Raw genomic sequence first — 23630 nt, 5'->3', positions numbered from 1 at the left:
AAGAGGGCCATGACCGTCACACCGCTCGCGCTCACCCGTCCGGCGTCGGTGACCGACGCGTTCCTGCGGCGCCTCGTCGCCCGCGTGCCGGGCTCGTCCGGCGCGACCTGGAAGCTCACCGAGGTCTACACCGGTGACGTGCTCGTCGAGCTGCCCCAGTCGACACCCGCCGACATCGAGCAGGCGTTCACCACCGCTCGCGCCGCGCAGGAGAAATGGGCGGCGACGCCGCTCAAGCAGCGGCTGGAGGTGTTCAAACGGGCGCACACGCTCTTCGTCGACAGCGCGCCGGCCGTCACCGACCTCATCCAGGTCGAGAGCGGCAAGAACCGGCGGATGGCGATCGAGGAGACCTGCGATCCGGCGATGGTGATGAGCCATTACCTCACGCGGGCCGCCAAACTGCTGGCGCCGACCAAACGTGGCGGACCGGTCCCGTTCCTGACGACGTCGACCGAAGTCCGGCAGCCCAAAGGCGTGGTCGGGATCATCGCGCCGTGGAACTTCCCGTTCGCCACCGGCATTTCCGACGCCGTCCCGGCGTTGATGGCCGGGAACGCGGTGGTGCTGAAACCCGACAACAAGACCGCGCTCTCTCCGCTCTACGGCGTCGAACTGCTGGAGAAGGCCGGGCTGCCGAAGGGCCTGTTCCAGGTGGTGTGCGGCGAGGGGCCGGAAGTCGGCCCCACCCTCATCGACCAGGCGAACTACGTGATGTTCACCGGTTCGACGGCGACCGGCCGGGTGATCGGCGAACGGGCGGGCCGTAACCTCATCGGCTGCTGCCTCGAACTCGGCGGCAAGAACCCGATGATCGTGCTCGAAGACGCCGACCTGGCCGAGACCGTGCAGGGCGCGATCTTCGGCGCCTTCGGCAACACCGGGCAGATCTGCATGCACATCGAGCGGATCTATCTGCCGGAGTCCCGGTACGACGAGTTCAAGAACGCGTACGTGGCCAAGACCAAGGCGCTCGACGTCCGCGCCGCCTACGACTTCGGGCCGGACATGGGCTCGCTCGTCTCCGTCGACCACATGAGCCGGGTCAAGTCGCATGTCGACGACGCCGTCGAGAAGGGCGCGACCGTCCTTTGTGGAGGAAGGCCGCGGCCCGATCTCGGCCCGGCGTTCTTCGAACCGACGATCCTCGAAGGCGTTACGAAGGACATGCTCTGCGGTGTCACCGAAACCTTCGGACCCGTTGTCGCACTGCACAAGTACCGCACGGTCGACGAGGCCGTCGCGTTCGCCAACGACACCGAGTACGGCCTCAACGCCTCGGTCTGGGGCGGGAAAGTCGACGCCGCCCGCGCCGTGGCCGCGCGGATCGAATCCGGCAACGTCAACATCAACGACATCCTCGCCACCGCGTACGCCGCGAAGGGGACGCCGTCCGGCGGCGTCAAGAATTCGGGCGTCGGCGCCCGCCACGGGGACCAGGGCCTGCTCAAGTACACCGACGTGAAGAACGTGGCGGTGCTCAAGAAGCAGGTCATGGGTCCCCGCGGCGGCCAGACCTACGAGAAGTACGTCGAGGGGATGCTGTCCGGGCTGAAACTCATGCGGCGCCTGCGTATTCGTTAGACGTCGTCGGTGTGCTGAGGTGCGGCCAGCACACAGGCGATGCTGAGCACGCACATACCGATCAGCAGGCCGATCGCCGGCCAGACACTGCCCGTCGCCTGGAACAACAGGGTCGACACCAACGGCGAGAGGCCGCCGAAGAGCGCGCCCGCCAGCTGGTAGGACAGCGAGATGCTGGTGTACCGCGCCCGCGGGCGGAACATCTGCGACAGGATGGCGGCGATCGGGCTGTAGGTCGCCGTCATCGCGAGGCGCATCGCCACGAACGCCGCGATGATCAGCGCCGCGTTCTTGGTCGAGAGCACCAGGAACTGCGGAGCCGCGAGCACGGCGACACCGACAAGGCCGATCACGACCACCCGCACCCGGCCGAAGCGATCACCGAGCCAGGCCGCGCCGAAGCTGACGACCAGTTCGACGAACGCGGCGATGGTGAGCGCGTTGAGCACCAGCGATTCGGAGACGCCGACGGCCGGATCGGTCGCGTACGCCGTCGCGAAAGTGGTGACGAGGTAGTAGCCGCCGACCGCGACGGGCAGCACGCAGATGCCCAGCAGGATCGGCTTCCAGTTCGTCCGGACGGCGTACAGGATCGGCGCGCCGGTTTCCTCGGCGGCTTCTTCGAAGACCGGTGACTCCTCGACCTTCAGGCGCACGATGAGGCCGACGCCGATGAGCAGCACGGACGCGAAGAAGGGGATCCGCCAGCCCCACGTGGTGAGCCATTCGGTGCCGCCGATGCTCAGCAGACTGAACAGACCGGTGGCCAGCAGCGCGCCCGCCGGATTCCCCGCCTGCGCGAAGGCGCCGTAGAAGGTCTTCTTGTCCGGAGGCGCGTGTTCGACGGCCATGAGCACGGCACCGCCCCACTCGCCGCCGACGGCGAGCCCTTGGACGAACCTGAGCACCACGAGCAGGATGGGCGCCCACGTGCCGATCTGGGCGTACCCGGGGAGGCAGCCGACGAGGAAGGTCGCCGCGCCCATCATGGTCAGGGTCACCACGAGCGCGGTCTTGCGGCCGACCCGGTCACCGACGTGGCCGAACACGATGCCGCCGAGCGGCCGGGCGAAGAACCCGACCGCGTAGGTCGCGAAGGCCGCCGCGACCCCGGTCAGCCGGTCGCCTGTCGCGGGAAAGAACACGGTGCCGAAGACCAGGCTCGCCGCCGTGGCGTAGATGTAAAAGTCATACAACTTTTTCTAAGGCGCTCTGACCAGCCATTATCTAGTTGTTGATCTTGCCAGGCCGTTGTCAGGCCGTCTCGGGCCGTCGACGGGGCTTGAAAGTCTTGTTCGCCGCCAGCCGGGCCCGCTTGTGGCTAGAGGGCACGAGGTGGGTGTACTGGCGCAGAGTGTAGCCGGGGTCATGGTGCCCGAGGTACTCCGCTACTTCCTTGATAGAGACACCGTTGGCCAGCCAGGACGACGCGCAGTAGTGCCGCAAGGCGTGCATTCCGTCGCGCCGTTTGCCGTAGTCGTACCCAGCCGCGCGAACAGCGGGATTCCATACCTCGTTCGTGAAGTTCCCGCCCCGCCACACGTTCGTGGCCAGCGTCCCCCGATACTTGCCCATCCCGTCGGAGTCTTTGTTGATCAACACCCGGACCGTGACCATGTCACCGCCGGGGTGCAGCCAGGGCAGCGTGAGCGTGGCAGGCTCGAACATCTCGCAGTAGTCGTCGATCGCGTCGAGAACCCCTTCTCCGAGCGGCACAGTCCGGGTTTTCCCGCCCTTGGGAGGCGCGAACACGGGCACTTTCCCGATCCACCTGATTTGCCGCTCTACGTGCAACTCAAGGGCGTCACGGTCGATATCGTCCGGACTGGTCCCGAACATCTCCATCTGCCGCAGCGCGCACCCGCCGCCGAGGGGAACCATGATTTGGTACACCGGCGGTAGTACGAGCTGAACCTTATGGATCTTCGCGTCAGGCCAGGGAACAATCTTCCGTTGCTCCGGTTTCGGACGCCGGACGCTCTTCGCCTTGCATGGGTTCGCGCGGATCTTCTTGTCTACTACCGCAGCTTCCAGGATGGCCGAGAGTAGATCCCACAACTGTGCCCGATAGGACGTCTCTACTCCCGCCGTCTTCTCGTCGCCATCTTTCAGCCATTCCAGCCAGTCCCGCAGTGTGTCCACTTTGGCCACGACCTCTAGCGGCTTGTCCCCAAGCTTCGGATACACGCGTGCCTTCAGTCGGTGTGCGACCGTTTGCATGGTCGCCGCGTCCTGCGACTGTCCTTTGAGCCACTGCGCCGTGTAGACGCGGAGAGACACCTTGCCCGCATCCGGATCGATGTACTCGCCCGATAGCACATCGTGCTGCATTTTCGTCAGGAACGTTTTCGCCCTTCCCAATTGCTTGTCCGGGAACGACTTTGCCCGCTCCTTTCCGTCCTCGTCATAGTAGTGGACCTTGTACCGTTCTCCTTTGCCGAACAGTTCGGTCTTCTCCCGCACCGGACGGCCATTGGCGTCGAAAACGAGCCGCTTGCCTTCCTTTTTCTGCCGCCACCACCGGTCTTGAACGTGACCTTTCATCGGATAGTCCCTTTCTCTTCGAGGCTGCCGAATGTCGGTGCCTTCTACAACGACGACAAGGGATCCGGGCCGCCCATAGCAGAGCGACCCGGATCCTCGCCGGTTAGGAGCTGGACAGTTTCGCCAGCCATGCCCTTACTTGTCCGGGCGCGTACCGCACATGCCGCCCGACCTTCATCCACGGCGGACCCGATTCACCCTCAGATCGCCAATTCCGTAACGTCTTCTCCGGTATCCGCAGGAACGACGCCAGCTCATCCGGCGTCCACAACGCTTCGACGTCGGCCACATCCGCGCTCACCTGATCCCCCTTCCCCTCGATCAAGCAGCCCGCAGCCCGGTTGCCGAAGTTTCCGGACTGTCGTCACCGGGTGGATCTTGAGCGGCCAGCAACGCCCTGTCGTACTCGGCTCGCCAGGTGATCCGTTCGGAGATGGCGCGCATCACGAGGTGGTCCCTTGGTGGGCAGTGGGTGTCGCCGGGTTCGACCTTGCGCCACACGAACCGATCCGGCGACGGTTCCTCTTTCACCACGCCAATATCGGCCAGCGCGGACACCACGAACGCTTTCCGGTCCGCCTTGTGATCGGCCACGGTCTTGCCCGACCACTTCCGCGACACCAGCACCCGCCGCCCAGGAAGTCCCAGCGTCGTCCGGCGATGCGCACGCCCCTTGCAGCGCCCGGGTACGGTCTTTCCGTTGGCTCCCTTGGGGTTGATGCCGTACAGCAGCCACACCGCGCACCGAGGCGAGCACGGAGTCACCGACAGTTCAGCGTGAAGCCGGTCGTGGTGATCCCGCTGTGCGGCGGTGTCCGCGTCGACCACCTCACCCGTGGATTTCGTGAGGTACTTGGTGAGGTAGCCGATGTGACGCCCTGATTCTTCCGTGCCACCCAGGATTCCCTTGGAGTGCACCTGACGGCCGAACGTGACGACGTGCGCGGGTTCCTCCACCGCCTCCACGGCCTCATCCCACGACGGCAGCGGCTCCCGCGTGTCCGGATCCACAAATGAGCGGGAATCCATGTCCCACAACGGTTCCCTGTCGGTGTAGACGATCTCGTCATGGTTGGGCCACCACACCTGGTGGTAGGTGGCCTCGGTGACCATCCGGATGACCTCGTGGGAGATGGAGCCACGGAGGGCGGTGTGCAGGTGCGGAGCCGCCCGCCGTTGGGGTTCCACGGTGGCGAAGTACTGCACATCCCAGCCGACCACGCGCCGCAGGTTCTGCCACCACCTGTCCACCAGCGCCGAGAAGTGCACCGCGTCCCGAGCAGCCCGCCGGTAGTCATACGTCGACGGGTTCACCGGCGAACCGTCCGACCGCACCGGGCCGTAGGTGTCGCAGGTGAGCGTGACGAACATCGACGGCCGGAACCGTCCCGCGAACTCACGGCCCACAGTGGTCTTGCTGACCTTGCGGCGTGGCAAGTTCGGCGCGTCCTGCCGCCGCTTGGTCGACCGCTTCACCGGACGCTTCTCCGGGACGTCGAGGGCAGGCAGACGGCCCGTCATCCCCGACGCCCGCAGCTCCTCATCCACCGAGGCGACCTCTGCCCGCAGCTCCTCCATCTCGACCTCATCACCGACCGCCAGCGCCTCCCGATAGGCCGCCGCCAGATCAGCCCGGAACGCCACCAGCTCCGTTTGCGTCTCCGACGGCGTCTCGCGGGCGATGACGGGTTCCTCAGTCATGTGCCAGCCCTCACGGCACTGCGCCTGACGAAGCGCCTTTGCCTTGCGAGCACAGGGAAGACACACCGATTCCACCGTCGACCCGCACGGCACGGGGACGTAGCGGATCTCTCCGGTTTCGGTGTCGCCAACCTCCATCGTGAACGGCCGGACACAGACCCCGTGCTTCTCGGCGGTAGCCTTCACGACGTCGGCAGAGAGTGCCCCGCGGCTTACCTTGATCCCTATTCCATTCGGGGGTGCCGGCCGCGCGTCCGCACCCGCTTCGACCTGCGAGTCTGTGGTTAGGGTGTTCATGCCGTCCCCCTCTCGCCGCGCCGGTCTGACAGGTGGACGATCGAGGCGCCGCCGTTGGTGACGTAGTGCTCCAGGTGCTTGATGGTCTGATCGGACACCCAACCTGCGCGGACGCGCAGCGGTTCGCGGATGCCTTCGCCCCAGACGTAGCCGACACCGGCGGAGCCCTCGGGGATTCGGTTCGCCCAAGCACCGCGTTCGTAGGCACCGTCTCCGAGGACCATGGGAACCTGTGTCTTCGACGTCAGCCGCAGCGCCACCCGCCGAGGCAGCAACTCCCGCACCGGAACGGTGTCCTTCGTCGGCTCCTGGACATAGCCGCGCACCGTGAACAGCAGCGCCCGCCCTTGGGTGGCTAGAACCGCCACCCGCTCCACAATGGCCTCACGGGTCTTGCGGTCGGTGTACTTGGTCAGGGCGCCGATCTCATCAAATTCCAGTAGCTCCAAGGGAAACTCGGTCGAGAGCGGCACCTCACGGGTGTTACCGGCGAAGACGCGCTTACGGTTCTCCAGTTCATCGATCAGCGCGTCCAGGACTTCCAGGGCTTCCTTGCCCGACTGGCCGTAGCGGGTGAAGATCCCGCGCCCGTAGGACAGCTCCATGGCTTTCGGGTCGATCCCCGACACCCGGATCAGACCAGCGCGGATCGCCGGAGCCGCTGACACCAGCGGAGACCACATCACCGAGCCCTTACCCGCACCCGTTGCGCCAGCCACCAGCGTGTGCGCGCCACGGCCCATCAACGGCACCGTCCAGGGCTTGCCGTACTCGGTCGACCCCGCGTACACCGCCCGCAGATCCACCCCCGAGCCGTCCACGGACACCAGTTCCGGAACCGGCAGGCACGTCACCGCAGTGTCGAGCAGATCCCGGCGCATGAAGTCGATGGACACCACATTCGGCTCAAGCTCCCGGACCTGACAGCGGGTGACCTTGCGCGCCACCGCCAGCTCACGCGCGACCTCGTCGAAGTCTTCCGGCTTCTGCCCAGGGACCAGCCGGACCCGGACCTCATCCCACGACGGGCCGGAGCGGACCGACAGCAGTTTCGGCACTGCCACCCCGGACGCCTGACGGGCTTTCGCGACCGCCTCACGCCGACGACGCCGAGACACCAGGTTCACCGTCACGTCGACCGGGATCGCGTCATCCCGCACCGTCAGCCCGCAGGCGTGCAGCCAACCCGCCAGCTTGCGCCCGTAGAGCGCCCAGCGCAGCCACCACGCCCGCAGCCACCGCCCGCACCACTGGTCATAGCCGACCGCGTCCCACCGCCACCACACCAGCAGCACAGCCGCCAGCACGCCGACCGTGACGACGAGGGAGACCCAGCCCAGCACCGTGCACCAGGCCCACAACGCCACCAGCCCGAGGCAGGTACGCCAGTGCGTGACCAGTTGCCGAACAATCCAGCCGACCGCCCGCAGCAGGCCCCACAGTGCAACGCCGAGCACTGCCAGCGCGGCCAGCGCCTCGAACACACTGGCCAAAACACGGCCGACCTTGGCCAGCACCCACAGCACCACCGCCAGGCCGCCGCCGACCGCGAGCGTGGTCATGATCTCTTGCGCGTTCATCGTCGACCACCCCGCAGACCAGCAGCGGGAACCACGATCGGCAGCGGCAGCATCCCCATGCACGGGGCGCATTTCTCCTCACCCGGCAGCAGCCGAGCGAACCGCTTGCATTCCGTACAGCGCGTTCGGGTGACCCCCGTTGACGCGCACAGTGTGCCGTCATTTATCTTCGTCATTGTTCACTGCTCCAGTGGACAGGCGCAGAACCGGAACAGGTTGGTAGCCAAGGGCCGGTTCTGCGTTTTATAGGGACACTTTTAGCCACGCAGGGACGTGTTTATACGTCACACGTCCCCACGTGTGAAAATTTGTCGATGTTCAGTTTTTCTCTAAATAATCAACCTCGTGGGTGCGCACGCTCCGGGCGCCCAGACGCGTACCTCGCGTAGCGGCTGCTCGCGGTTTCGACGTGACGAGCGGACCACTCGAAGAGCTGCACTCGCGGAATGTCCAGGGCGTCCGCGAGGCGCAGGATCATCGGAACGCGCTCGATGCCGTAAATACCGCGCTCGATCGCCGACAAGGTCTGCGCCTTCATGCCTGCCCGCTCCGCTACCGCGACCTGCGACAAGCCACGCAGAGCCCGAACCCGAGCCAGCAACGCCCCAAGGGGCACATACCTTCCGGCCTCAACATCCGGAAAGGTGACCCGATCCGGGGTCGCGTTGCTGTTCTTCACGTTAATTCCCACCACTTTCCAGCCTTGGACCTGTACCGTCGGAATCCGTTTTCTGAGCCTTGATTTTTTCCGCCAGTGCCTCCGCTTCGTTGTCCTCATGTGAGACCCAGTACCGAATCTCGTGATGATGAAACCTGTCCACATCGGACAGCGCGTGGTACATCTTCGCGTTGGCCCGACGCCATTTCAGCCAGGTCACGAGGCTCGCACCCGGCAGCGGTCGAGTAGCCGCCGCAACATGGTGCGCATCCTTGAGCGTTTGTGGCTCATTCCTGCCGGGAGTTGTCATCACAGGCCCCGTTCGCCGCGCGGCTTTCGAGCAGTACCGCCAGTTCGTCCGCGCAATCTCGGAGTCGGCGAAGGAAGACGACCCGATCCAGCCAGGTGCCCCGGTTGTCCGGCGGCCTGATCATCAGCAGGCCAGCCACGCCCGACAGGACCAGCGCCGGGGGTGCCCACGGACTCGAACCAGTCTCCTCCACCGTCACCTCGTCCCATGGGCTGATCACCCAAGTCGGACCGAGTCCCTCCCGCATACTCGTCACCTCCCGCCCTGCGTTCCCACTCCCGCGCTTGCTCCTCAAAGGCTTGCGCGGCCGAGCCCACGGCAGCGACTACCCACCACGGCTGATCGCGGTCACCGGCCAGAGCGCGCCAGGCGTGCGCGACCGACCACGACACCGCCGCCATCTCCCGCGCAACTTCCGGGTTCGTGCCCCGCGACCGAGCCACCGCGTCCGACGCGTCCCGATAGGCGCGGTACGCCGACTCCCACGCTGATACCTGTTTGTTCGGCATCCCGACACCGCTTCCCTGTAGAAGTCAGTGCCGTCACGCGGCCTTGGCCGAGGACTCACCGGCCGTCGACCGAGGCGCCTTTCCTCCCGAGGTTGAGCCCGTACCACTCGCTGCCGCCTTGAACCCGGTAGCGCGGAACACATAGGACAGGTACTTGAACTCACCCTGTCCGGTCACCTTGGGCTCAGCGGTCAAACCGTCCAGCTCCACCGGCCGCATTCCCGGCATCACCTCCGCCGTTGTCGGCACCGGCTGCACATCGGCCAGTAGCGTGATCTCAAACGAAGCGCGCTTTGCCTTGGTCTCGCCCAGGTCCGTAGCCGTGAACTTCCACTGCCGCTTTCCGGTCGTCTCGTCGATCCGCTGCCTCACCGGCCGCCCCTGCGCCTTGTCCTCGCGCGACTGATACTCATTGTCCGGCGACACCTCGCCCACCATCACCAAGCCCTGAGGAAACGCCTCGTCGTGCTCAACGCTGAATCGGATGCCCTTTTCGATCGCCATGTCGTGTTGAACCTTCCCGCTTGTTGGATTCGCCTTTACCGGCGTACCTACAACAATCGGCCAAACGTGTGTCCCGTCACGACACCGTCTAGGTCTCACCTCAGAGCGTCTCGTACTCACTTGGTCTCATCTTGTCTCATCTCGCGTGGTAGATTGGTCTCGTGACCGCCGACACAGCCACGCAAGAGGCCCGCCCACTTGTCCTCAAAGTCCTGCTCAGGGGACGACACTTGCAGAGCTATCGCGCGTTCTGCCGCGAGTACGACAAGGTGGCCGAGAAGGTCGACAAGACCCTAAGGGGCGGCTACCCCAGCAAGGCCCAGTTCTATCGATGGCTATCCGGCGACATCGTCGGCCTGCCCTACGCCGACCACTGCCGGGTCCTCGAAGCCATGCTCCCCGGATGGCAAGCCGAACAACTCTTCGAGCTTCACGAGGGCGGGATCGAGTTCGTTCCAGAACCGCCGAACACCAACCCGGAGCCGTCAACTCCAGCGGTTAGCGAGCCAGTGGACGCACCCGCCAATCAGCCAGCGGACATGGTGGCCCTCTACGCGCACCGGGCGAACGTTCCCAAGCAGCTTTGGATGGACCTGCTCACCGGCGCGCAAGAACGAATTGACCTGTTCGCCAATGCGAGCCTGTTCCTTCCGGAGGACAACCCGGAAGCAATTCAGATCATCAAGAACAAAGCGAAAAGCGGCGTCAAGATCCGAATCCTACTCGGCGACCCCGAACAGCCTGCAATGGAGCTGCGAGGCAAAGAAGAGCGCCTCTTTGAAGGACTCGTCGGACGAATTCGCATGGCTCTCGCCTATTATCGACCGCTGGTCGGAATTGACGGAATTGATTTCCGTCTACATGGAACGTCGTTGTACAACTCTATATTCCGTTACGATAATCAGATGCTGGTAAACCAGCACATCTATGGCACGTACGGCTACATCGCTCCCATTCTTCACCTGCGAAAGAGTTCCGCGGGAGACCTGTTCGATACCTATATGAGGAGTCTCAATCTGGTGTGGGACGAAGAAGCGTACGACATCCAGGATGCAAAGAGCCGCTAGACCGAGGCGTATCCAGTGCGGACGTAATGCAGTGCAGCGAGGAATCGACCGAGATCAGACAGGTCTTCTAGAACGGCATCCGCGCCAGCCGCAGTAAGCTCCTCCATGCCGTAAATCCCAGTCGCGACCGCGATAACTTTGGCGCCGCCGTCATGCGCGGCTTTGATATCGAGCAGCGTGTCACCGATCAGCACGGTTGACGACTCGTCGAAGGTGCGGTCGTACTTCCGCTGAACCTTCCCGCGTGCCGCACCGACCAAATTGGACCGAACTACATCATCGGAGCCGTAGCCGCCGACGTCCAGGTCAACCCACTTGTCCAAATGGAACGGCGCCAGCTTGGACAGCGCGTTCGGAGCGATGTTGCCGGTAAGAACTGACTGCACAACAGCCGGAACGGCCGACAACGACGTCAACGCGGCGACTACGCCCGGCAAGATGTAGCCGAGTCGAGGCAGATCCGGCGCGTTCCGCTCCATCGCCTTGATGAGAGGCCCCTCGAACTGCGAAATACTGGTGTACCCCTCGACGTCCACCGAGTTCGCCGCCAGTAGCTCACGCATGATCTGAAAGTCTGTCCGGCCGTCAGTCTGCGGACGTACCTCCGGCGGACGCCCCGTTAGTAGCTCGAACGCGGACGCATACGTCGCCTTACTTACTCCGCCGTTCTCGATCAGCGTGTGATCCACGTCCCACAACACAAGCGTCTCCGGCAACGACGCGGCCACGTTCGTCGAGCTCTCAGTCATGCCGCCATACTTCCACACCCCAGCAGCGCCAGTCAGGTCATGCGTTGCCTGCCGAATTTGGCTCTATGGGATCAAGGCGCCGCCGTTGGCGGCGCGCGGGTCACCTCTCGTACGGCGGGCTACGCCCAGGAGGCGACGCCGGCCTCCCGCTCCGCTCCGGCAGGCGCCGCCGGGCGAGCCCGCCGTAGGGCAGCTCCCGCAGCGCGCCGCCAACGACGGCGGAGATCCAGGAGCCACACGGCCAGATCACCCGACCCACCCGACCGACGTGCAGTGGTCACTTGGGGTCCCTCGCTTCTCAGCGTCTTACGCCGAGCCGCCCGTATCAAGGCGGGAAAGCGTGCCTTGACACGACCGACTCAGCGCAAGGCGCGGCAGGGACGAGGGAAACGGGAGCGAGCAGGCACCGAACATGGGGGTCTGGACAAGGCGATAGCCCCCACCTCACTGCTAAAGCGGGGGCTACCTCCCTAAGGCGTACCACATTTGGATCAGGGTGCCCAAAACGCACCACGTCGAACAGCGAACCGGAAGCCTGGCAGCCCACCACGAGACCACCCGCCAGGCCGTCTACAGGCCGTCAGACGTCAGGACGCGGCCGGACACAACAGGACACAACCAGCCGGAAAATGCAGGTCAGAGCATCTTTGGGCCCGTGGAGCCCCAGGTGGCTTTCACCAGGCATCAAGTTGTCATACCACTCGATCGTGGTGCCGACGAAGGCCGCGAGCCCGGCCCGGCGCGCACGCCGGAGCGACTGGGTGTCGGTTTGGACGGTCATCGGGCCACCTCGCCGTCGATCCAGGTTTCGAGCACGCGGATACCGGCGATCCGGTCCGGCTCGCAGGTGAGGGGATTCTCGCCGAGCAGCACGAAATCGGCGCGTTTACCGGGGGTGATCGAGCCGAGGTCGCGCTCACGGCCGAGCACCCTGGCCCCGGCGATCGTGTGGGCGGCGACGGCCGACCGGACGTCGATCAGCAGCTCGTCGCCGCCGAGCCGGTGACCGCGCCGGGTCGTCCTGGTCACCGCGGTCTGGATGGCTTCGAGCGGGTTCGGCTCCGCGACCGGGGCGTCCGAGCTCAGCGTGACCGGCACGCCCGCCGCCTGGAACTCGCCGAGAGGGTTGAAGCGCTCGCCGGGAGTGCCGACCGCGTCGGTGACGCCTTCCCCCCAGTTGTAGTAGTGCTGCGGCTGGTTGACCGGGTGGACGCCGAGCGCGGCCATCCGCTTGATCTGCTCCGGGGACGGCAGCCCGCAATGCTCGATGCGGTGACGGGCGTCGGGGCGGGGATTTCGCCGCTGCGCGTCCTCGATGGCGTCGAGCACCATGGCGATCGCGTCGGGGGACTGGGCGTGGGTCGCGGTCTGGAGCCCGGCCTCGTGCGCCTTGCCGATCAGCGCGGAGTAGTCCTTCGGGTCGTGGTAAAGCTGCCCGGTGCGGCAGGGATCGCCGACGTAGCCGTCCGGGAAGTACGCGGTCCAGCCGCCGAGCGTGCCGTCGGCGTAGAACTTGATCCCCGCGAACGCGAGGCGAGTGGTGCCGAAAGCGCCGTGCAGCCCCATTTCCAGAGCCTGGTCGAGCAGATGCGACAGCAGGTACATGTGGACCCGCGTCTTGAGCAGGCCGGCTTCGTCCAGCCGCAGGTACATGTCGAATTCGCGGCGCGTGACCTGGGCGTCGCCGATGGCGGTCACGCCCGCGGCGAGGAACTTCTCCTGCGCGGCGGCCAGTTGCCGCGCGTGCTCCTCCGGCTCGTCCTCGAGGTGGAAGTTCGGCCCGTGCCGCCCGACCTTCACCCCGGTGACGCCGGTGAGGATGTTGCACGCCGCGTCCGACAGCTCCCCGGTGAGTTCGCCGTGCTCGTCACGGAAGAACACCCCGCCGTCGGGATCCGGGGTGTCACGGGTGACGCCGTTGCGCCGCAACGTGAAGCTGTTGACCACGCCGCCGTGCCCGCTGGCGTTCATGAGGTAGACCTCGCGGTCTTCGGCGACCGCGTCGAGCTCCTCCTTGCGGGGATGCCGTTTCTCGGCGAGATTGCGGTGCTCGTAGCCGTAACCTCGGACGGGCCTGCCCGCAGGGGTGTTCTCGGCCGCTTCGCGCAGCAGCGCGACGATCTCGGGAATGGTCGACGCGCGCTCGGGGCCGCAGTCCACCCAGGTCATCATCTGCCCGTACATCAAGGGATGCGCGTGCGGATCGATGAAACCGGGCAGCAGCGTGCCCGGCAGCCGTCGTGCCTCCGGCTCCGGACGGCCGAGGCTCGCCGCACGGGCGCGGCACTCGTCCACGGAGCCGACCGCGGCGATCTCCTCGCCGAACACGAGCACCGCTTCGGCGCCTTCGGTGGCGTCGTCGACGGTCACCAGCTCGTCGGGAAGCAGGATCGTCGCTCTCGCGTCGAGGACTGAACGATCGAGGGGCAACAGACGCATCGCGCGGACTCCAGGGATTCGACGGTGAAGTGGGGCGAAGGTAAGCGACGAAAACCGTGAGCGCAATCAGATCGGTCGTGTACGGACGGTGTTCACGATCGATATGTCGGCGCTCATGGACAGAACGCGCAATCTCGGCTGTCGTTCGGGCTGCCTGGCCGGTGATATGGTGCCGCAGGCCGCCGGAAATCCAGCAGAGGGGAAACCGCCGTGGACGACGCGTTGGTCGCGGCTTTGCGCGCGGACGGCCGGATGAGCGTGGCCGATCTGGCCCACCGTGTCGGGGCGTCACGGTCGGCCGTGTCGGCGCGGCTGGAGCAGCTGAAGGCCGACGGTTCGCTCAACGTGGTCGCGGCGGTCCATCCCGAGTTCCTCGGCCTGACCGCGTACGCGCATCTCGCGATCCGCACGTCGGGCCGTTCGCAGGCCACGACGGACGCCATCGCGGCGCTGCCCGCCGCGGCGTTCGTTTCCGCGGTGAGCGGGGAGTACCAGACCGTCGCCGAGTTGCGGCTGCCCGATTCCCCGGAGCTTTACCGCACGGTGGCGGACATTCGCGGCCTGCCGGAGGTGGAACAGGTCAACACCCTCGTCTACGTGGACGTGGTCAAGGGCCTGTTCATGCCCGGCCGTCCACTGCCGCCCTGGCTGCGGCTCGATGATCGCGACCTCGCGATCATGCTGCGGTTGCAGGCCGACGGGCGCGAAAGCTACGCGCGCATCGCCGAACACGTCGGACTGTCGCCGTCGGCCACCCGCACCCGCGTGCGCTTCCTCGTGGAGCACGACGTCATCCGGATCGCGCCGGTACTCAGCCGGGCCCGCCCGGACGCCGGCCTGGTCTGCGGGATCGGCCTGAACGTGCGGGGCGCGGGGGACTCCGTGACGGCGGCGCTCGCCGCGCGCGACGACTCCGAGTTCCTTGCCAGGACCATCGGCCGGTTCGACGTCGTCGCCACCATCGCGGCGCAGTCCGCCCGCGACCTCGACCGGGCGCTCGAAGAGATCAGCGGCAGGCCCGACGTCGTGACCGCGGAAACGTGGGTCCACCTCCGCATCGCCAAGGAACGCTACGAGTGGCCGTTGCCGACCGCGGAAGAACTCGCGCGCCGCTAGTCGTTGGCCAGCAAGGATTTCCGGATCTCGGTCTTGAGCACCTTGCCGATCTTGGATCGGGGGAGATCCGGCCAGATCAGGATCTCCTTGGGGGTCTTGACGCTGCCCAGCCGCTCCTTGACCACGGCACGGAGTTCTTGCGCCGCCGCCGTCCTCCCGGTGTGGAGCTGGACCACGGCGGTGATCTGCTCACCCCATTTCTCGTGCGGCAGCCCGATCACGGCACAGTCCTGCACTGCTTCGCAGGCCATGAGCGCCTGCTCGACCTCGGCCGAATAGACGTTGAAGCCGCCGGTGATGATCATGTCCTTGGCGCGGTCGACGATGTAGAGGTAATGATCGTCGTCGAGATAGCCGATGTCGCCCGTGTGATGCCAGCCGTACGCGCTCGCTTCCGCCGTCGCGGCCGGATTCTTGTAGTAGCCGAGCATCACCAGCGAACCGCGGACGACGATCTCGCCGCGTTCGCCGGGTGGCAGCAGTTCACCCGTCTCGGACATGATCGCGACTTGGGTGAGCGGGGTGGGCCTGCCCGCGGAGGTGAACCGTTCGAGGGCGAGCGATCCGTCGGGATGGACGTGGTCGGCGGGGGAGAGAGTGGAGATCATCATGGGCGCTTCGCTTTGGCCGAACAGCTGTCCGAAGACGGGGCCGATCCGGGTGATCGCTTCGGCGAGTTTCGTGGCCGACATCGGCGCGGCGCCGTACCAAAGGCATTGCAGCGACGAAAGATCGGCGCCGTCCAGCGCCGGATTGTCGAGCAGCAGGTAGATCAGGGTCGGCGGCAGGAAGGTGTGCGTGATCCGGCGGCTTTCGACCAGTGCGAGGAACTCGCCGAGGTCCGGCGACGGCATCACGACGATCTCGCCGCCGAGTGTCAGGACCGGGAAGCAGAGCACGCCCGCCGCGTGCGTCAGCGGGGCGAGCGCCAGATAGCGCGGCCGCCCGGTGAACGGATAGCTCATCAGCGTGAGCGCCGACATCGTCTCGACGTTGGTACCGCTGAGCATCACCGCCTTCGGATGGCCGGTGGTGCCGCCGGTGCCGACGAGCAGGACCATGTCGTCCGGCGGAATCTCCTCCCACGGCTCGGCCTCATCGAGCCAGTCGGAAAACGGGACGGCGCCGGGCATCGAGCCGTCGAGACAGACCACAGTGGACAGTTTCGGCAGGTACGGAAGCATCCGGGAGACGAGCGGTGCGAAGGACTCCTGCACCAGAAGGCAGGTGCAGTCGAACAGGTCGAGCAGTTCCCTGTTCTCGGCGGCCTCGTTGCGCGGGTTGACCGGGCACCACACGGCGCCGGCCCGGCTGATGCCGAACACGCAGCCGAACGACAGCGGGTCGTTCCCGGACAGGATCGCCACCTTGTCGCCGGGCTTGACACCCGACCGGGCCAGCGCCCGCCCCACCCGCCACGACAGTTCCCGCACTTCGCCGTAGCTGAGGGACGTGTCGCCCATGGTGAGGCAAGGGGCCGCCGGATCGAGTGAAGCGCCCTTGTCGAGATAGTCGGTCAGTCGCACGCGCTCGTCCTTCCGGTCAGTCGTGGACGGTCAAGACCGGCTTCGAAACCAGCCCGAAGCTTCGTAGCACGCCGAGCAGTTCACGGTGGCCGAAAGCCTGGCACCCGGACGCGAAACCGACCTGTTTCGGTGGCTGTTGCAGCAGCGAGTACGCACCGTACGCCTGCATCAGCCCGGTCTGCTTGTAGTTGCAGGTGCCGTGGATGACGCAGTGCGCGCGGCCCAGCGGTCCCGAGGCGTGCACCGAATCGAGCGACGTGTTGAGCCGCTGGTTCTCCCGCGGCGGCATCTCGTCGCGCACCGCCGCGGCCTGCTCCGCCAGTACACGCAACTTTTCGTCCAGCGGCAGGTCTTTCACCTGTTCCAGGACGGCCGCGACGATCTGCGGCACCCCTTGCATGAGCGCGCGGTCGAAGACGCCGCCCACGGCCTTGACGTTCGCCACGCGGGCGTCGTTCTTGAACCAGACCGGATGCGACGTGCCGCCCCAGGGCAGGGCCAAGCCGGTCTCGTGATGGCCGGGCACGGTGACGTCCTGCAGACCGCCGTCCGCGGGCCAGGGCAGGTACTCGTTCTGCTCGAGGTAGTACGCGGCGGACAGTGCGGCGTTGACGAGGATGGTCTTCGTCGAAGCGACCGTGGGATAACCCTTCCAGAAGACCAGGATGTCCAAAGTGTCCAGTCCCGGGGTCTCCAGGCAGAGGTTCGCCGCGATCTCGCCGGTGGTGTACATCTGCGCGATGCCGGGAGAGAGCAGGAGGCCCTTCTCCGCCATCTGCTCGCCGTAGCGGTCTTCGGCGGAGATCAGCCAGTCCTGTTCGCCGGTGGTGTCGAGATAATGCGTTCCGGTGCGCAGGCAGGCTTCGACGACCTCGTGGCCGTACTCACTGAACGGGCCGACGGTGTTGCAGACGACCTTGGCGTCGCGGAACAGTTCGGTGAGCGCTTCGACGTCGTGCGAGACCTCGACGACCTCGTGGTCGATGGTGTCGAGACCGGGGACGTGGTCGAGCGCCTCCTGGATGCGGGCCTTGTCCCGGCCGGCGGCGATGAACGGGACGTTGTACTCGCGCAGGTACTCGCAGATCAGCCGTCCGGTGTACCCGGAGGCGCCGTAGACCACGACGGGCTTGGGGCTGCTCATGGTGATTCCTTTCGGTTGGTGCTGGTCACATGCCCATTCCGCCGTCGACCGGAAGCCCGGCGCCGGTGATGAAACGTGCCGCGTCGGAAGCGAGGAAAACGACGGCGTCGGCCATGTCCGCGACCTCGCCGAGCCGTCCGGCCGGGGTCTGCCCGATCACGGCGCCGATGGCGTCTTCGACGCTGGGGAACAGGCCGACCTCGACGACGTCCTGCGCGAGCTGATTACCCATCTGGGTGGGGACGAGGCCGGGGTAGACGCAGTTGACGCGGACGCCGTAGCCGAGTTTCCCGGCCTCCATCGCGGCGACCCTGGTCAGCCGGTCGACCGCCGATTTCGTCGCCGAATAGCCCGCGATCCCGGGGAAGGCGATGGTCGCGGCGACCGAAGAGATGTTCACGACGGCGCCGCCGGTGCCCGCGGGCCCGCCGGGCCGCATCGCGCGGAAGGCGTGCTTCACGCCGAGCGCGGTGCCCAGCACGTTGACGTCGAGCATCTTGCGCACGTCGGCCGGGTCCAGATCGGCGACGAGCCCGGTGATCTCGACACCGGCGTTGTTCACCACGATGTCCAGCCCGCCGAGTTCGTCGATGACCGCGGCGACCGCCTGCTCCCAGCTCTGGTCGTCGGTGACGTCCAGCCGGACGAAGCCCGCGTTGGCGCCTTTCTGCTTGATCTGGTCGGCGGTGGCGCGCCCGAGATCCTCCTGGACGTCGCCGATGACCACCGAGGCGCCCGCCAGGGCGAGCGCTTCGGCCATCCCGGCTCCCAGGCCCTGCGCTCCACCCGTGACCAGGGCTTTCCGGCCCAAAAGGTCGTACGAACCCATGGACTTCTCCTCCTTGAGACGGTCCGCGGTTGCGGTGTGGGTCACATCCTGAGCTTGTTTTGGACAGTCGTCAAGATTTTCTTGGACAGTCGTCAAGAATTCCGCGACGCTAGACTGAGGGACCCGCGGCAGGCGCGGGCTCCCGGACCGGACAGGAACTCGTGGTGACCGAGACGAGCGAGCGGATCGCACGCCGGAGCGTGGACAAGTTCGCCCAGCGCCGGGCGGAACTGGCGGACTCGACGCTGCAAGCGCTGTCCGAACTGGGATACGCCAGGACGAGCCTGCGCGAGATCGCCCAGAAATCGAACTTCTCGCACGGGGTGCTGCACTACTACTTCACCGACAAGGTGGAACTGCTGACCTACGCGGTCCGCAAGTTCGAAGAAGTGTGCGTCACCCGCTACGACGAGGCCGTGTCCGCGGCGCGGTCGGCCGAAGAACTCAAGCAGGGCTTCGGCGCCGCGATGGCGGGCACGCTGCGGGCCGACGCCGCGATGCACCGGCTCTGGTACGACCTGCGGAACCAGAGCCTGTTCGAGGCCGCGTTCCGCACCGACGTGCTCGAGATCGACACACAACGGCAAGCGATGATCTGGCGCGTCGTGGAACGCTATGCCGAACTCGCCGAGGCGTCGCCGGTCGTGACGCGGTCGGTCGCGTATGCGGCTTTCGACGGCTTGTTCCAGCAGGCGCTGCTGCATCATCTCGCCGGTGAAGAGACCAGTCTGGCCGAGGATGCCGGGTCGTTGATGGGGCAGCTGGTTTCGTAGGTCTGGACTTTGGGGTCGCCTCGGGCGTGGGGGCTCTGTGTTCGGCGGTGAGCGCTTACTCTTTGGCAGGCTTGGGGTTGTGCTGCGAAGTCGATGCGCCGGACTCATGCCGTGCGGGTGCTCGGAGGACAGTGAGCTCAGCCTTGTCGCGGTCCGCCCGAATCGCCGCCGAGGGGTTGGTCGGGGATGAGCGGATCGACCAGATCCTGGAGATCTTGAAGAAGCTCCCGGCCGATACCTCTGTTGAGGATCGGGCGAGCGCGGAGAAGATCCTCGCCACCCTCGCCCGCGACGCGGGTCCCCGACAGCTCTCGGACGCCGAAGCGAACCTCCTGGCCTGGTTCGACCGGACGGCAATGAGCCGAAGGATCCCGAACCTGCTCAGCCGCGCCGGGAAATCACCCTGGAGCGCCGCAAAGACGGCTACTGGAAGCTCACCGGCTTGCTCGATGACGAGACGGGTGCTCGCACCGCGGCCGCGCTCGAGGCGTATGCGAAACCGCGCCCGGTGGACGAGTTCGGCCAAGCCGATCTGCGGATGAAGTGCGAACGCATGGGTGATGCGTGGGTCGACATCCTGGACTTGGCGATCGCCTGCCCGGACCAGCCGGGCACCAGCGGCTACCGCACTCTGCTGCATGTCACGATCGGACTCGACGAACTGAAATCCGGCCTGGGCAACGCGTGCCTCGATTTCGTCGGGACGATGACTGCCCGCGAGGCCCGGCTGGCGGCCTGCGACTGCCTGATGCTCCCGGTCGTGATGAGCGCCGCCGGAGAACCCTCGATGTGGGGCGACTGCGGCGGTTCGTCACCCCCGGCCAGCGACGAGCGTTGAACATCCGCGATGGCGGCTGCGCGTTCCCTGGCTGTCACCGGCGACCCAAGAACTGTCACGCCCACCACATTCATCACTGGGCAGACGACGGCCCTATGGATCTCCGGAATCTGGTGCTGCTGTGCGGTTTCCACCAGTCGTCCATGTCATTAGTAACATGAGGCTATGAACGCTGAAACGCCTGGTGAGGGGCCTTTGGTTGATGTGTACGCCCGGTTGTCGTACGCGGTCAACGGGGACGAGATCAACGTGAACGAGCAGATCGAGTGGTGTTCGGCTGAGGTGGTGCGGCGCGGCGGCCGGGTCGGTCAGGTGTTCAAGGACAACTCGCTGTCGGCGTGGAAGCCGAAGGTGGTGCGGCCGGACTGGAACAAGCTCATGGCCCGCTTGGAGTCCGGCGCGTCGGACGGTGTGATCGTGCTGGATCTGTACCGGTTTTCCCGGAAGATTATGGAGGGCGAGCGTCTGGTCGACCTGGCCTCTGCGGGGATTCTGGTGTGGTCGCTGTCGGGCAGCTATGACCTGACCACGGCTGACGGCCGTCGGCATTTCCGGGAAGCGATCGTGGCGGCGGCCGGGGAATCGGACAAGATCAGTGAGCGGGTCAAGCGTGGGCACACGCGGGGCGCGAAGCGGGGTCGCAGGCCGGGCGGGCCCCGGGGATTCGGCACGGTGGGGTGGGCACCGAAACCGGACGGATGGGAGCAGGGCGACCCGCGCGAACTGGTCGCGGCCGAGATCGTCGAGTCGGAACGCGAGGTGATCCGGGAGTGTTACCGCCGGTTGCTGGGCGGGGAATCCTTGTCGTCGGTGGTGCGTGACTTGCGGGAACGGGATATCCGCACGGTGGACGGGTTTCACTGGCAGCGGTTCACTTTGTCTCTTGCGTTGCGGCGGCCGAGTATGGCGGGATTGCGTGCCCATAACGGGGAGATCATCACCGTCCGGAAGGACATGGACCCGATTGTGTCGCGGGAGGAGTGGGAGCGGCTGTGTGCGTTGTTCGACGGCCGGAAACGGGGCCGTCCGGCCGGGCGGCGGCATCTGCTTGCCGGGTTGGTGCGCTGCGGCGGATGTGGCGGTCCGATGATCGCTCAAGTGCGTAAGACGTTGCGCCCGTACCCGGACGGGTCGCCGAACCGGGAGTACCGGTGTCGCCGGAACGTGGATCAGCCGTTGGGGTGCGGGAAGAACTACATGGACGGGCTGATCGCGGACCGCGCTGTCGCTTACGCGGTCAAGGAACGGTTATCTGACCCGCGTCATGCCGATCAGGTAGCGCTGCGGTTGGCGCGTTCCTCTAAGCGGCGCGAGGAACTGACTCAGGAAATCACCCGGCTTGACGAGACCGCTGACAATCTCGCGGTCAAGGTCGGAACGTGGGGTGAAAAGCGTGTGGACAAGGCCATGACCCCGATTTTGAAGCGGCTCACCGAACTGAACAAGGAACTAGCGGCCTTGGACGACACTGACAGCGGGTTGGGTGGCGGGATTCCGAGCGAGGACGTCACCGCCGTCTGGGATGAAGCTGAAGCAGCCGGGGACACGGAGGTACTGCGGGCAATGGTCCGACGCGCGTTCCCCGCGCTCACGTTGCGACCGCACACCCGCTCCGGCGACTTCGCGGTGACCCGGTTCGACTGGGACGGAAACACCCTCCCCGCAACCTCCTAACCGGACGCTATCCGCACGCCAGAGGGCCGACCCGCACAAGGCGGATCGGCCCTCTCAGTTAACCCCGTTGTGGTGGTCGTGGTCCGCTGTGCCGAGTACTCAACGGCTGGAGTGTTCGCGGCACAGAAGCGACCGGACGGAAATCTGGCTGCGGGGTGGCGTCTTCCTAAAGGGGTCGCAAGCGGCCATGCCGAGCTATCCAAATTGCACAGATTGATCACCGATTCTGGTGAGATCATTGACACTACCGGCCTGCTTGAAAAGTAGCTCACCGTCGCTTGCTGTCGAGATACTTCCGGTAGCGCTCGATGTTGATCGCATATGCCCACGTGAGCCTAATCTGTCGATGTGGAGCGTCCTCAATTCGATTGAACGCGCGGATTCTTACGTCCCCTGGGGGCGCATCTTCATCAAAATCAATAAAAGTGACCTCTTCTCCATTGGAGACATTTACGACCTCCTCAATAACAAATAACTCTTCCGTATCTCCGATTTTTACCTTGTATCCAAAATTCTGTAGAAGTTCTCGCATGGCGCCCAAAGGGTTCACGGCGAGTTGATCAAGATGACTCTCTTCGCCGTAAATGCGATACGCATCGAACAAGCGCACTTCCTTTTGTTCATGACGACTACCAATGATCAACATTACGTGCGGACTGCCATACTCCACTTTGCGCCCGGCAATAAAAAACAACATGTCGTAGGAGCGATAGAAGAAGATGCGATCAGCCTCGCTCAAGGCTTTCACGACGCGATCTTTGCGAAGAGTGTTCAGTAACAGGCTGTTCAACTTTTCAAACTCGGGGTCGAAGGTTACAAATTGTGGACTTATGCCTTTGCCGCCGCCTTGTCGCCGATCGACTAGAATTTCACTTATCGCAGGATCAACAAATTTCCAGACAGAGGTCGCGCCGACAGACAATTTGACTGAATCGATGGGCGGATCCGAACGGGGATTCCGATGCTTAAGGACAACGGATTTTCGGCGCGTTGCATAATGATCTGCATATTCGACGTGATCCTCGTGCGGGAAGATCTCATCCCATGCGACAACAACAAGGCTGACGCTGCGGCACATGTCGCCGGACAGCGTGCGCATAACTTGATCTATTCGTTCTTGGACGTCCGACGGTATTGCGTCGTCGCCCAAGATGTCCGGAGGGGCATTCCTGTCGACGTGAACAAAGACGACGCCCGCTTTTTCGGCATCCGCAGCCCGAAGCTGCTTATTGGCCTTCTTTAGCACGGTTCGAATACGCTGCTCCGAACTGTCGGGCTTGATCCGCTTAACCTCGCTCCAGAAAACGACCGGGCCGTCGATTCGAACATCTGGCATGCCCTCGTCTTCAACCAAGTAGGCGTCGTGTCCGTTGTTTCTCAGCCACCCCCAGAAGTATAGTTCGGCGCCAATATCATCGAAAGTATCTTCGCCACGAGCTCGCGCCACTACAAATTTTCGAACACCTTCGTCTTCTAGTACTGATAGGCAATTTTCAGTTGGAGACGAGATAGCCCACGTCATGCGGTCCATTGTCAGTCGCATTGTGTTACGAACAACCTGAAATTGCCACCGCTTCGGCACTTTTCCTGCAATTCCAGCCATGCGCACTGTATCGAATATTTCAATTGCGGGATGACGGGGCCTCTTACGTTTAAGCCATGCGAGTCCGGGGTCGTCGCAAAGTTCCTCCAGATGGCGAATCAAGCTTGTCAAGTACGCCATGAACTCCGGACTGGTAGTCATTCTCGCAATCTCAGGCATCGCGACATCTTAAGGTCTGCCGCCGC

General features: G+C 65.1%; 21 protein-coding genes and 1 pseudogene. 6 read left to right on the top strand and 16 right to left on the bottom strand.

The features are described from left to right. Positions 1–9: 9 nt before the first annotated feature. Positions 10–1584 (top strand): succinic semialdehyde dehydrogenase, encoded by a 1575-nt coding sequence (locus ACLJO0_RS36340; RefSeq protein WP_410583707.1) that lies wholly within the window; start codon positions 10–12, stop codon positions 1582–1584. On the opposite strand, the gene ACLJO0_RS36335 is transcribed toward ACLJO0_RS36340, so the two are convergent. The 9 genes from ACLJO0_RS36335 to ACLJO0_RS36295 all read right to left on the bottom strand — a co-directional run bounded on the left by ACLJO0_RS36335 (position 1581) and on the right by ACLJO0_RS36295 (position 9687). Then, positions 1581–2780: an MFS transporter gene (locus ACLJO0_RS36335; RefSeq protein WP_410583705.1), complete on the bottom strand. Its 1200-nt coding sequence runs from the start codon at positions 2778–2780 to the stop codon at positions 1581–1583. The genes ACLJO0_RS36340 and ACLJO0_RS36335 overlap by 4 nt on opposite strands. A 58-nt stretch (positions 2781–2838) precedes the next feature. Then, positions 2839–4128 (bottom strand): tyrosine-type recombinase/integrase, encoded by a 1290-nt coding sequence (locus tag ACLJO0_RS36330; RefSeq protein ID WP_410583704.1) that lies wholly within the window; start codon positions 4126–4128, stop codon positions 2839–2841. 103 nt (positions 4129–4231) lie between these two features. Beyond that, complete coding sequence (locus tag ACLJO0_RS36325; RefSeq protein WP_360958463.1) at positions 4232–4429, bottom strand: helix-turn-helix domain-containing protein; 198 nt, start codon at positions 4427–4429, stop codon at positions 4232–4234. Between the two features lie 20 nt (positions 4430–4449). Next, positions 4450–6126, bottom strand: coding sequence for a replication initiator (locus tag ACLJO0_RS36320; protein WP_410583702.1), 1677 nt, complete (start codon positions 6124–6126; stop codon positions 4450–4452). After that, positions 6123–7706, bottom strand: a complete 1584-nt coding sequence (locus ACLJO0_RS36315) for an FtsK/SpoIIIE domain-containing protein (RefSeq protein ID WP_410583701.1) — start codon at positions 7704–7706, stop codon at positions 6123–6125. Before ACLJO0_RS36315 ends, ACLJO0_RS36320 begins: the two co-directional genes overlap by 4 nt. A 337-nt stretch (positions 7707–8043) precedes the next feature. Continuing rightward, entirely contained in the window at positions 8044–8385 is a 342-nt protein-coding gene (locus tag ACLJO0_RS36310; RefSeq protein ID WP_410583699.1) for a helix-turn-helix domain-containing protein, read from the bottom strand. A gap of 1 nt (position 8386) precedes the next feature. Next, a complete protein-coding gene (locus tag ACLJO0_RS36305; protein ID WP_410583698.1) occupies positions 8387–8674 on the bottom strand; it encodes an AMED_5909 family protein in 288 nt (95 codons plus the stop codon). After that, positions 8652–8921: a hypothetical protein gene (locus ACLJO0_RS36300; RefSeq protein WP_410583697.1), complete on the bottom strand. Its 270-nt coding sequence runs from the start codon at positions 8919–8921 to the stop codon at positions 8652–8654. Before ACLJO0_RS36300 ends, ACLJO0_RS36305 begins: the two co-directional genes overlap by 23 nt. A 295-nt stretch (positions 8922–9216) precedes the next feature. After that, positions 9217–9687: a hypothetical protein gene (locus ACLJO0_RS36295; RefSeq protein WP_410583696.1), complete on the bottom strand. Its 471-nt coding sequence runs from the start codon at positions 9685–9687 to the stop codon at positions 9217–9219. 161 nt (positions 9688–9848) lie between these two features. On the opposite strand from ACLJO0_RS36295, the gene ACLJO0_RS36290 reads away from it, so the two are divergent. After that, positions 9849–10754 (top strand): hypothetical protein, encoded by a 906-nt coding sequence (locus ACLJO0_RS36290; protein ID WP_410583694.1) that lies wholly within the window; start codon positions 9849–9851, stop codon positions 10752–10754. Here ACLJO0_RS36290 and ACLJO0_RS36285 read toward each other — a convergent pair. From ACLJO0_RS36285 to ACLJO0_RS36275, 3 genes are all read right to left on the bottom strand, one after another. Continuing rightward, on the bottom strand, positions 10751–11503 hold the full coding sequence (locus ACLJO0_RS36285; RefSeq protein WP_410583692.1) for an HAD family hydrolase: 753 nt from the start codon (positions 11501–11503) through the stop codon (positions 10751–10753). The two genes, ACLJO0_RS36290 and ACLJO0_RS36285, sit on opposite strands and share 4 nt — an antisense overlap. Before the next feature lie 580 nt (positions 11504–12083). Beyond that, positions 12084–12284: a hypothetical protein gene (locus ACLJO0_RS36280; RefSeq protein ID WP_410583690.1), complete on the bottom strand. Its 201-nt coding sequence runs from the start codon at positions 12282–12284 to the stop codon at positions 12084–12086. Further along, positions 12281–13942, bottom strand: coding sequence for an amidohydrolase (locus ACLJO0_RS36275; RefSeq protein WP_410583688.1), 1662 nt, complete (start codon positions 13940–13942; stop codon positions 12281–12283). The genes ACLJO0_RS36280 and ACLJO0_RS36275 overlap by 4 nt, the downstream gene beginning before the upstream one ends. Before the next feature lie 210 nt (positions 13943–14152). Here ACLJO0_RS36275 and ACLJO0_RS36270 point away from each other — a divergent pair, with 210 nt between their 5' ends. After that, positions 14153–15058, top strand: coding sequence for an Lrp/AsnC family transcriptional regulator (locus tag ACLJO0_RS36270; RefSeq protein ID WP_410583687.1), 906 nt, complete (start codon positions 14153–14155; stop codon positions 15056–15058). On the opposite strand, the gene ACLJO0_RS36265 is transcribed toward ACLJO0_RS36270, so the two are convergent. Genes ACLJO0_RS36265 through ACLJO0_RS36255 form a run of 3 tightly spaced genes read right to left on the bottom strand, consistent with a single transcriptional unit; the run spans position 15055 to position 18602 of the window. Then, positions 15055–16584, bottom strand: coding sequence for an AMP-binding protein (locus ACLJO0_RS36265; protein ID WP_410583686.1), 1530 nt, complete (start codon positions 16582–16584; stop codon positions 15055–15057). The two genes, ACLJO0_RS36270 and ACLJO0_RS36265, sit on opposite strands and share 4 nt — an antisense overlap. Before the next feature lie 16 nt (positions 16585–16600). Next, a complete protein-coding gene (locus tag ACLJO0_RS36260; protein ID WP_410583684.1) occupies positions 16601–17728 on the bottom strand; it encodes a DUF5938 domain-containing protein in 1128 nt (375 codons plus the stop codon). A gap of 25 nt (positions 17729–17753) precedes the next feature. Beyond that, entirely contained in the window at positions 17754–18602 is an 849-nt protein-coding gene (locus ACLJO0_RS36255) for an SDR family NAD(P)-dependent oxidoreductase (protein WP_410583682.1), read from the bottom strand. Positions 18603–18721: 119 nt separating this feature from the next. On the opposite strand from ACLJO0_RS36255, the gene ACLJO0_RS36250 reads away from it, so the two are divergent. From ACLJO0_RS36250 to ACLJO0_RS36240, 3 genes and pseudogenes are all read left to right on the top strand, one after another. After that, positions 18722–19330, top strand: a complete 609-nt coding sequence (locus tag ACLJO0_RS36250; RefSeq protein ID WP_410583681.1) for a TetR/AcrR family transcriptional regulator — start codon at positions 18722–18724, stop codon at positions 19328–19330. A gap of 152 nt (positions 19331–19482) precedes the next feature. Continuing rightward, positions 19483–20302, top strand: a pseudogene (locus tag ACLJO0_RS36245) (DUF222 domain-containing protein); the annotation flags it as partial. 31 nt (positions 20303–20333) lie between these two features. Then, positions 20334–21842, top strand: a complete 1509-nt coding sequence (locus ACLJO0_RS36240) for a recombinase family protein (RefSeq protein WP_410583679.1) — start codon at positions 20334–20336, stop codon at positions 21840–21842. Between the two features lie 268 nt (positions 21843–22110). Here ACLJO0_RS36240 and ACLJO0_RS36235 read toward each other — a convergent pair whose 3' ends face one another. After that, the gene (locus tag ACLJO0_RS36235) at positions 22111–23604 is read right to left on the bottom strand and encodes a hypothetical protein (RefSeq protein ID WP_410583677.1); all 1494 of its coding nucleotides are present in this window, start codon (positions 23602–23604) and stop codon (positions 22111–22113) included. Positions 23605–23630 lie beyond the last annotated feature (26 nt).

The organism is Amycolatopsis sp. lyj-108 (assembly GCF_046549005.1).
Lineage (GTDB): Bacteria > Actinomycetota > Actinomycetes > Mycobacteriales > Pseudonocardiaceae > Amycolatopsis.
Note: the sequence above shows the minus strand (reverse complement) of the source record. Positions and strands in the feature narration are given on the sequence as shown.

Bases quoted from the DNA above. Each gene is read 5' to 3' on its own strand.
- ACLJO0_RS36340 (WP_410583707.1), top strand. From the start codon at position 10: ATGACCGTCACACCGCTCGCGCTCACCCGTCCGGCGTCGGTGACCGAC.
- ACLJO0_RS36280 (WP_410583690.1), bottom strand. From the start codon at position 12,284: ATGACCGTCCAAACCGACACCCAGTCGCTCCGGCGTGCGCGCCGGGCC.
- ACLJO0_RS36260 (WP_410583684.1), bottom strand. From the start codon at position 17,728: ATGAGCAGCCCCAAGCCCGTCGTGGTCTACGGCGCCTCCGGGTACACC.
- ACLJO0_RS36295 (WP_410583696.1), bottom strand. From the start codon at position 9,687: ATGGCGATCGAAAAGGGCATCCGATTCAGCGTTGAGCACGACGAGGCG.
- ACLJO0_RS36275 (WP_410583688.1), bottom strand. From the start codon at position 13,942: ATGCGTCTGTTGCCCCTCGATCGTTCAGTCCTCGACGCGAGAGCGACG.
- ACLJO0_RS36285 (WP_410583692.1), bottom strand. From the start codon at position 11,503: ATGACTGAGAGCTCGACGAACGTGGCCGCGTCGTTGCCGGAGACGCTT.
- ACLJO0_RS36240 (WP_410583679.1), top strand. From the start codon at position 20,334: ATGAACGCTGAAACGCCTGGTGAGGGGCCTTTGGTTGATGTGTACGCC.
- ACLJO0_RS36305 (WP_410583698.1), bottom strand. From the start codon at position 8,674: ATGACAACTCCCGGCAGGAATGAGCCACAAACGCTCAAGGATGCGCAC.
- ACLJO0_RS36330 (WP_410583704.1), bottom strand. From the start codon at position 4,128: ATGAAAGGTCACGTTCAAGACCGGTGGTGGCGGCAGAAAAAGGAAGGC.
- ACLJO0_RS36300 (WP_410583697.1), bottom strand. From the start codon at position 8,921: ATGCGGGAGGGACTCGGTCCGACTTGGGTGATCAGCCCATGGGACGAG.
- ACLJO0_RS36320 (WP_410583702.1), bottom strand. From the start codon at position 6,126: ATGAACACCCTAACCACAGACTCGCAGGTCGAAGCGGGTGCGGACGCG.
- ACLJO0_RS36315 (WP_410583701.1), bottom strand. From the start codon at position 7,706: ATGAACGCGCAAGAGATCATGACCACGCTCGCGGTCGGCGGCGGCCTG.
- ACLJO0_RS36235 (WP_410583677.1), bottom strand. From the start codon at position 23,604: ATGCCTGAGATTGCGAGAATGACTACCAGTCCGGAGTTCATGGCGTAC.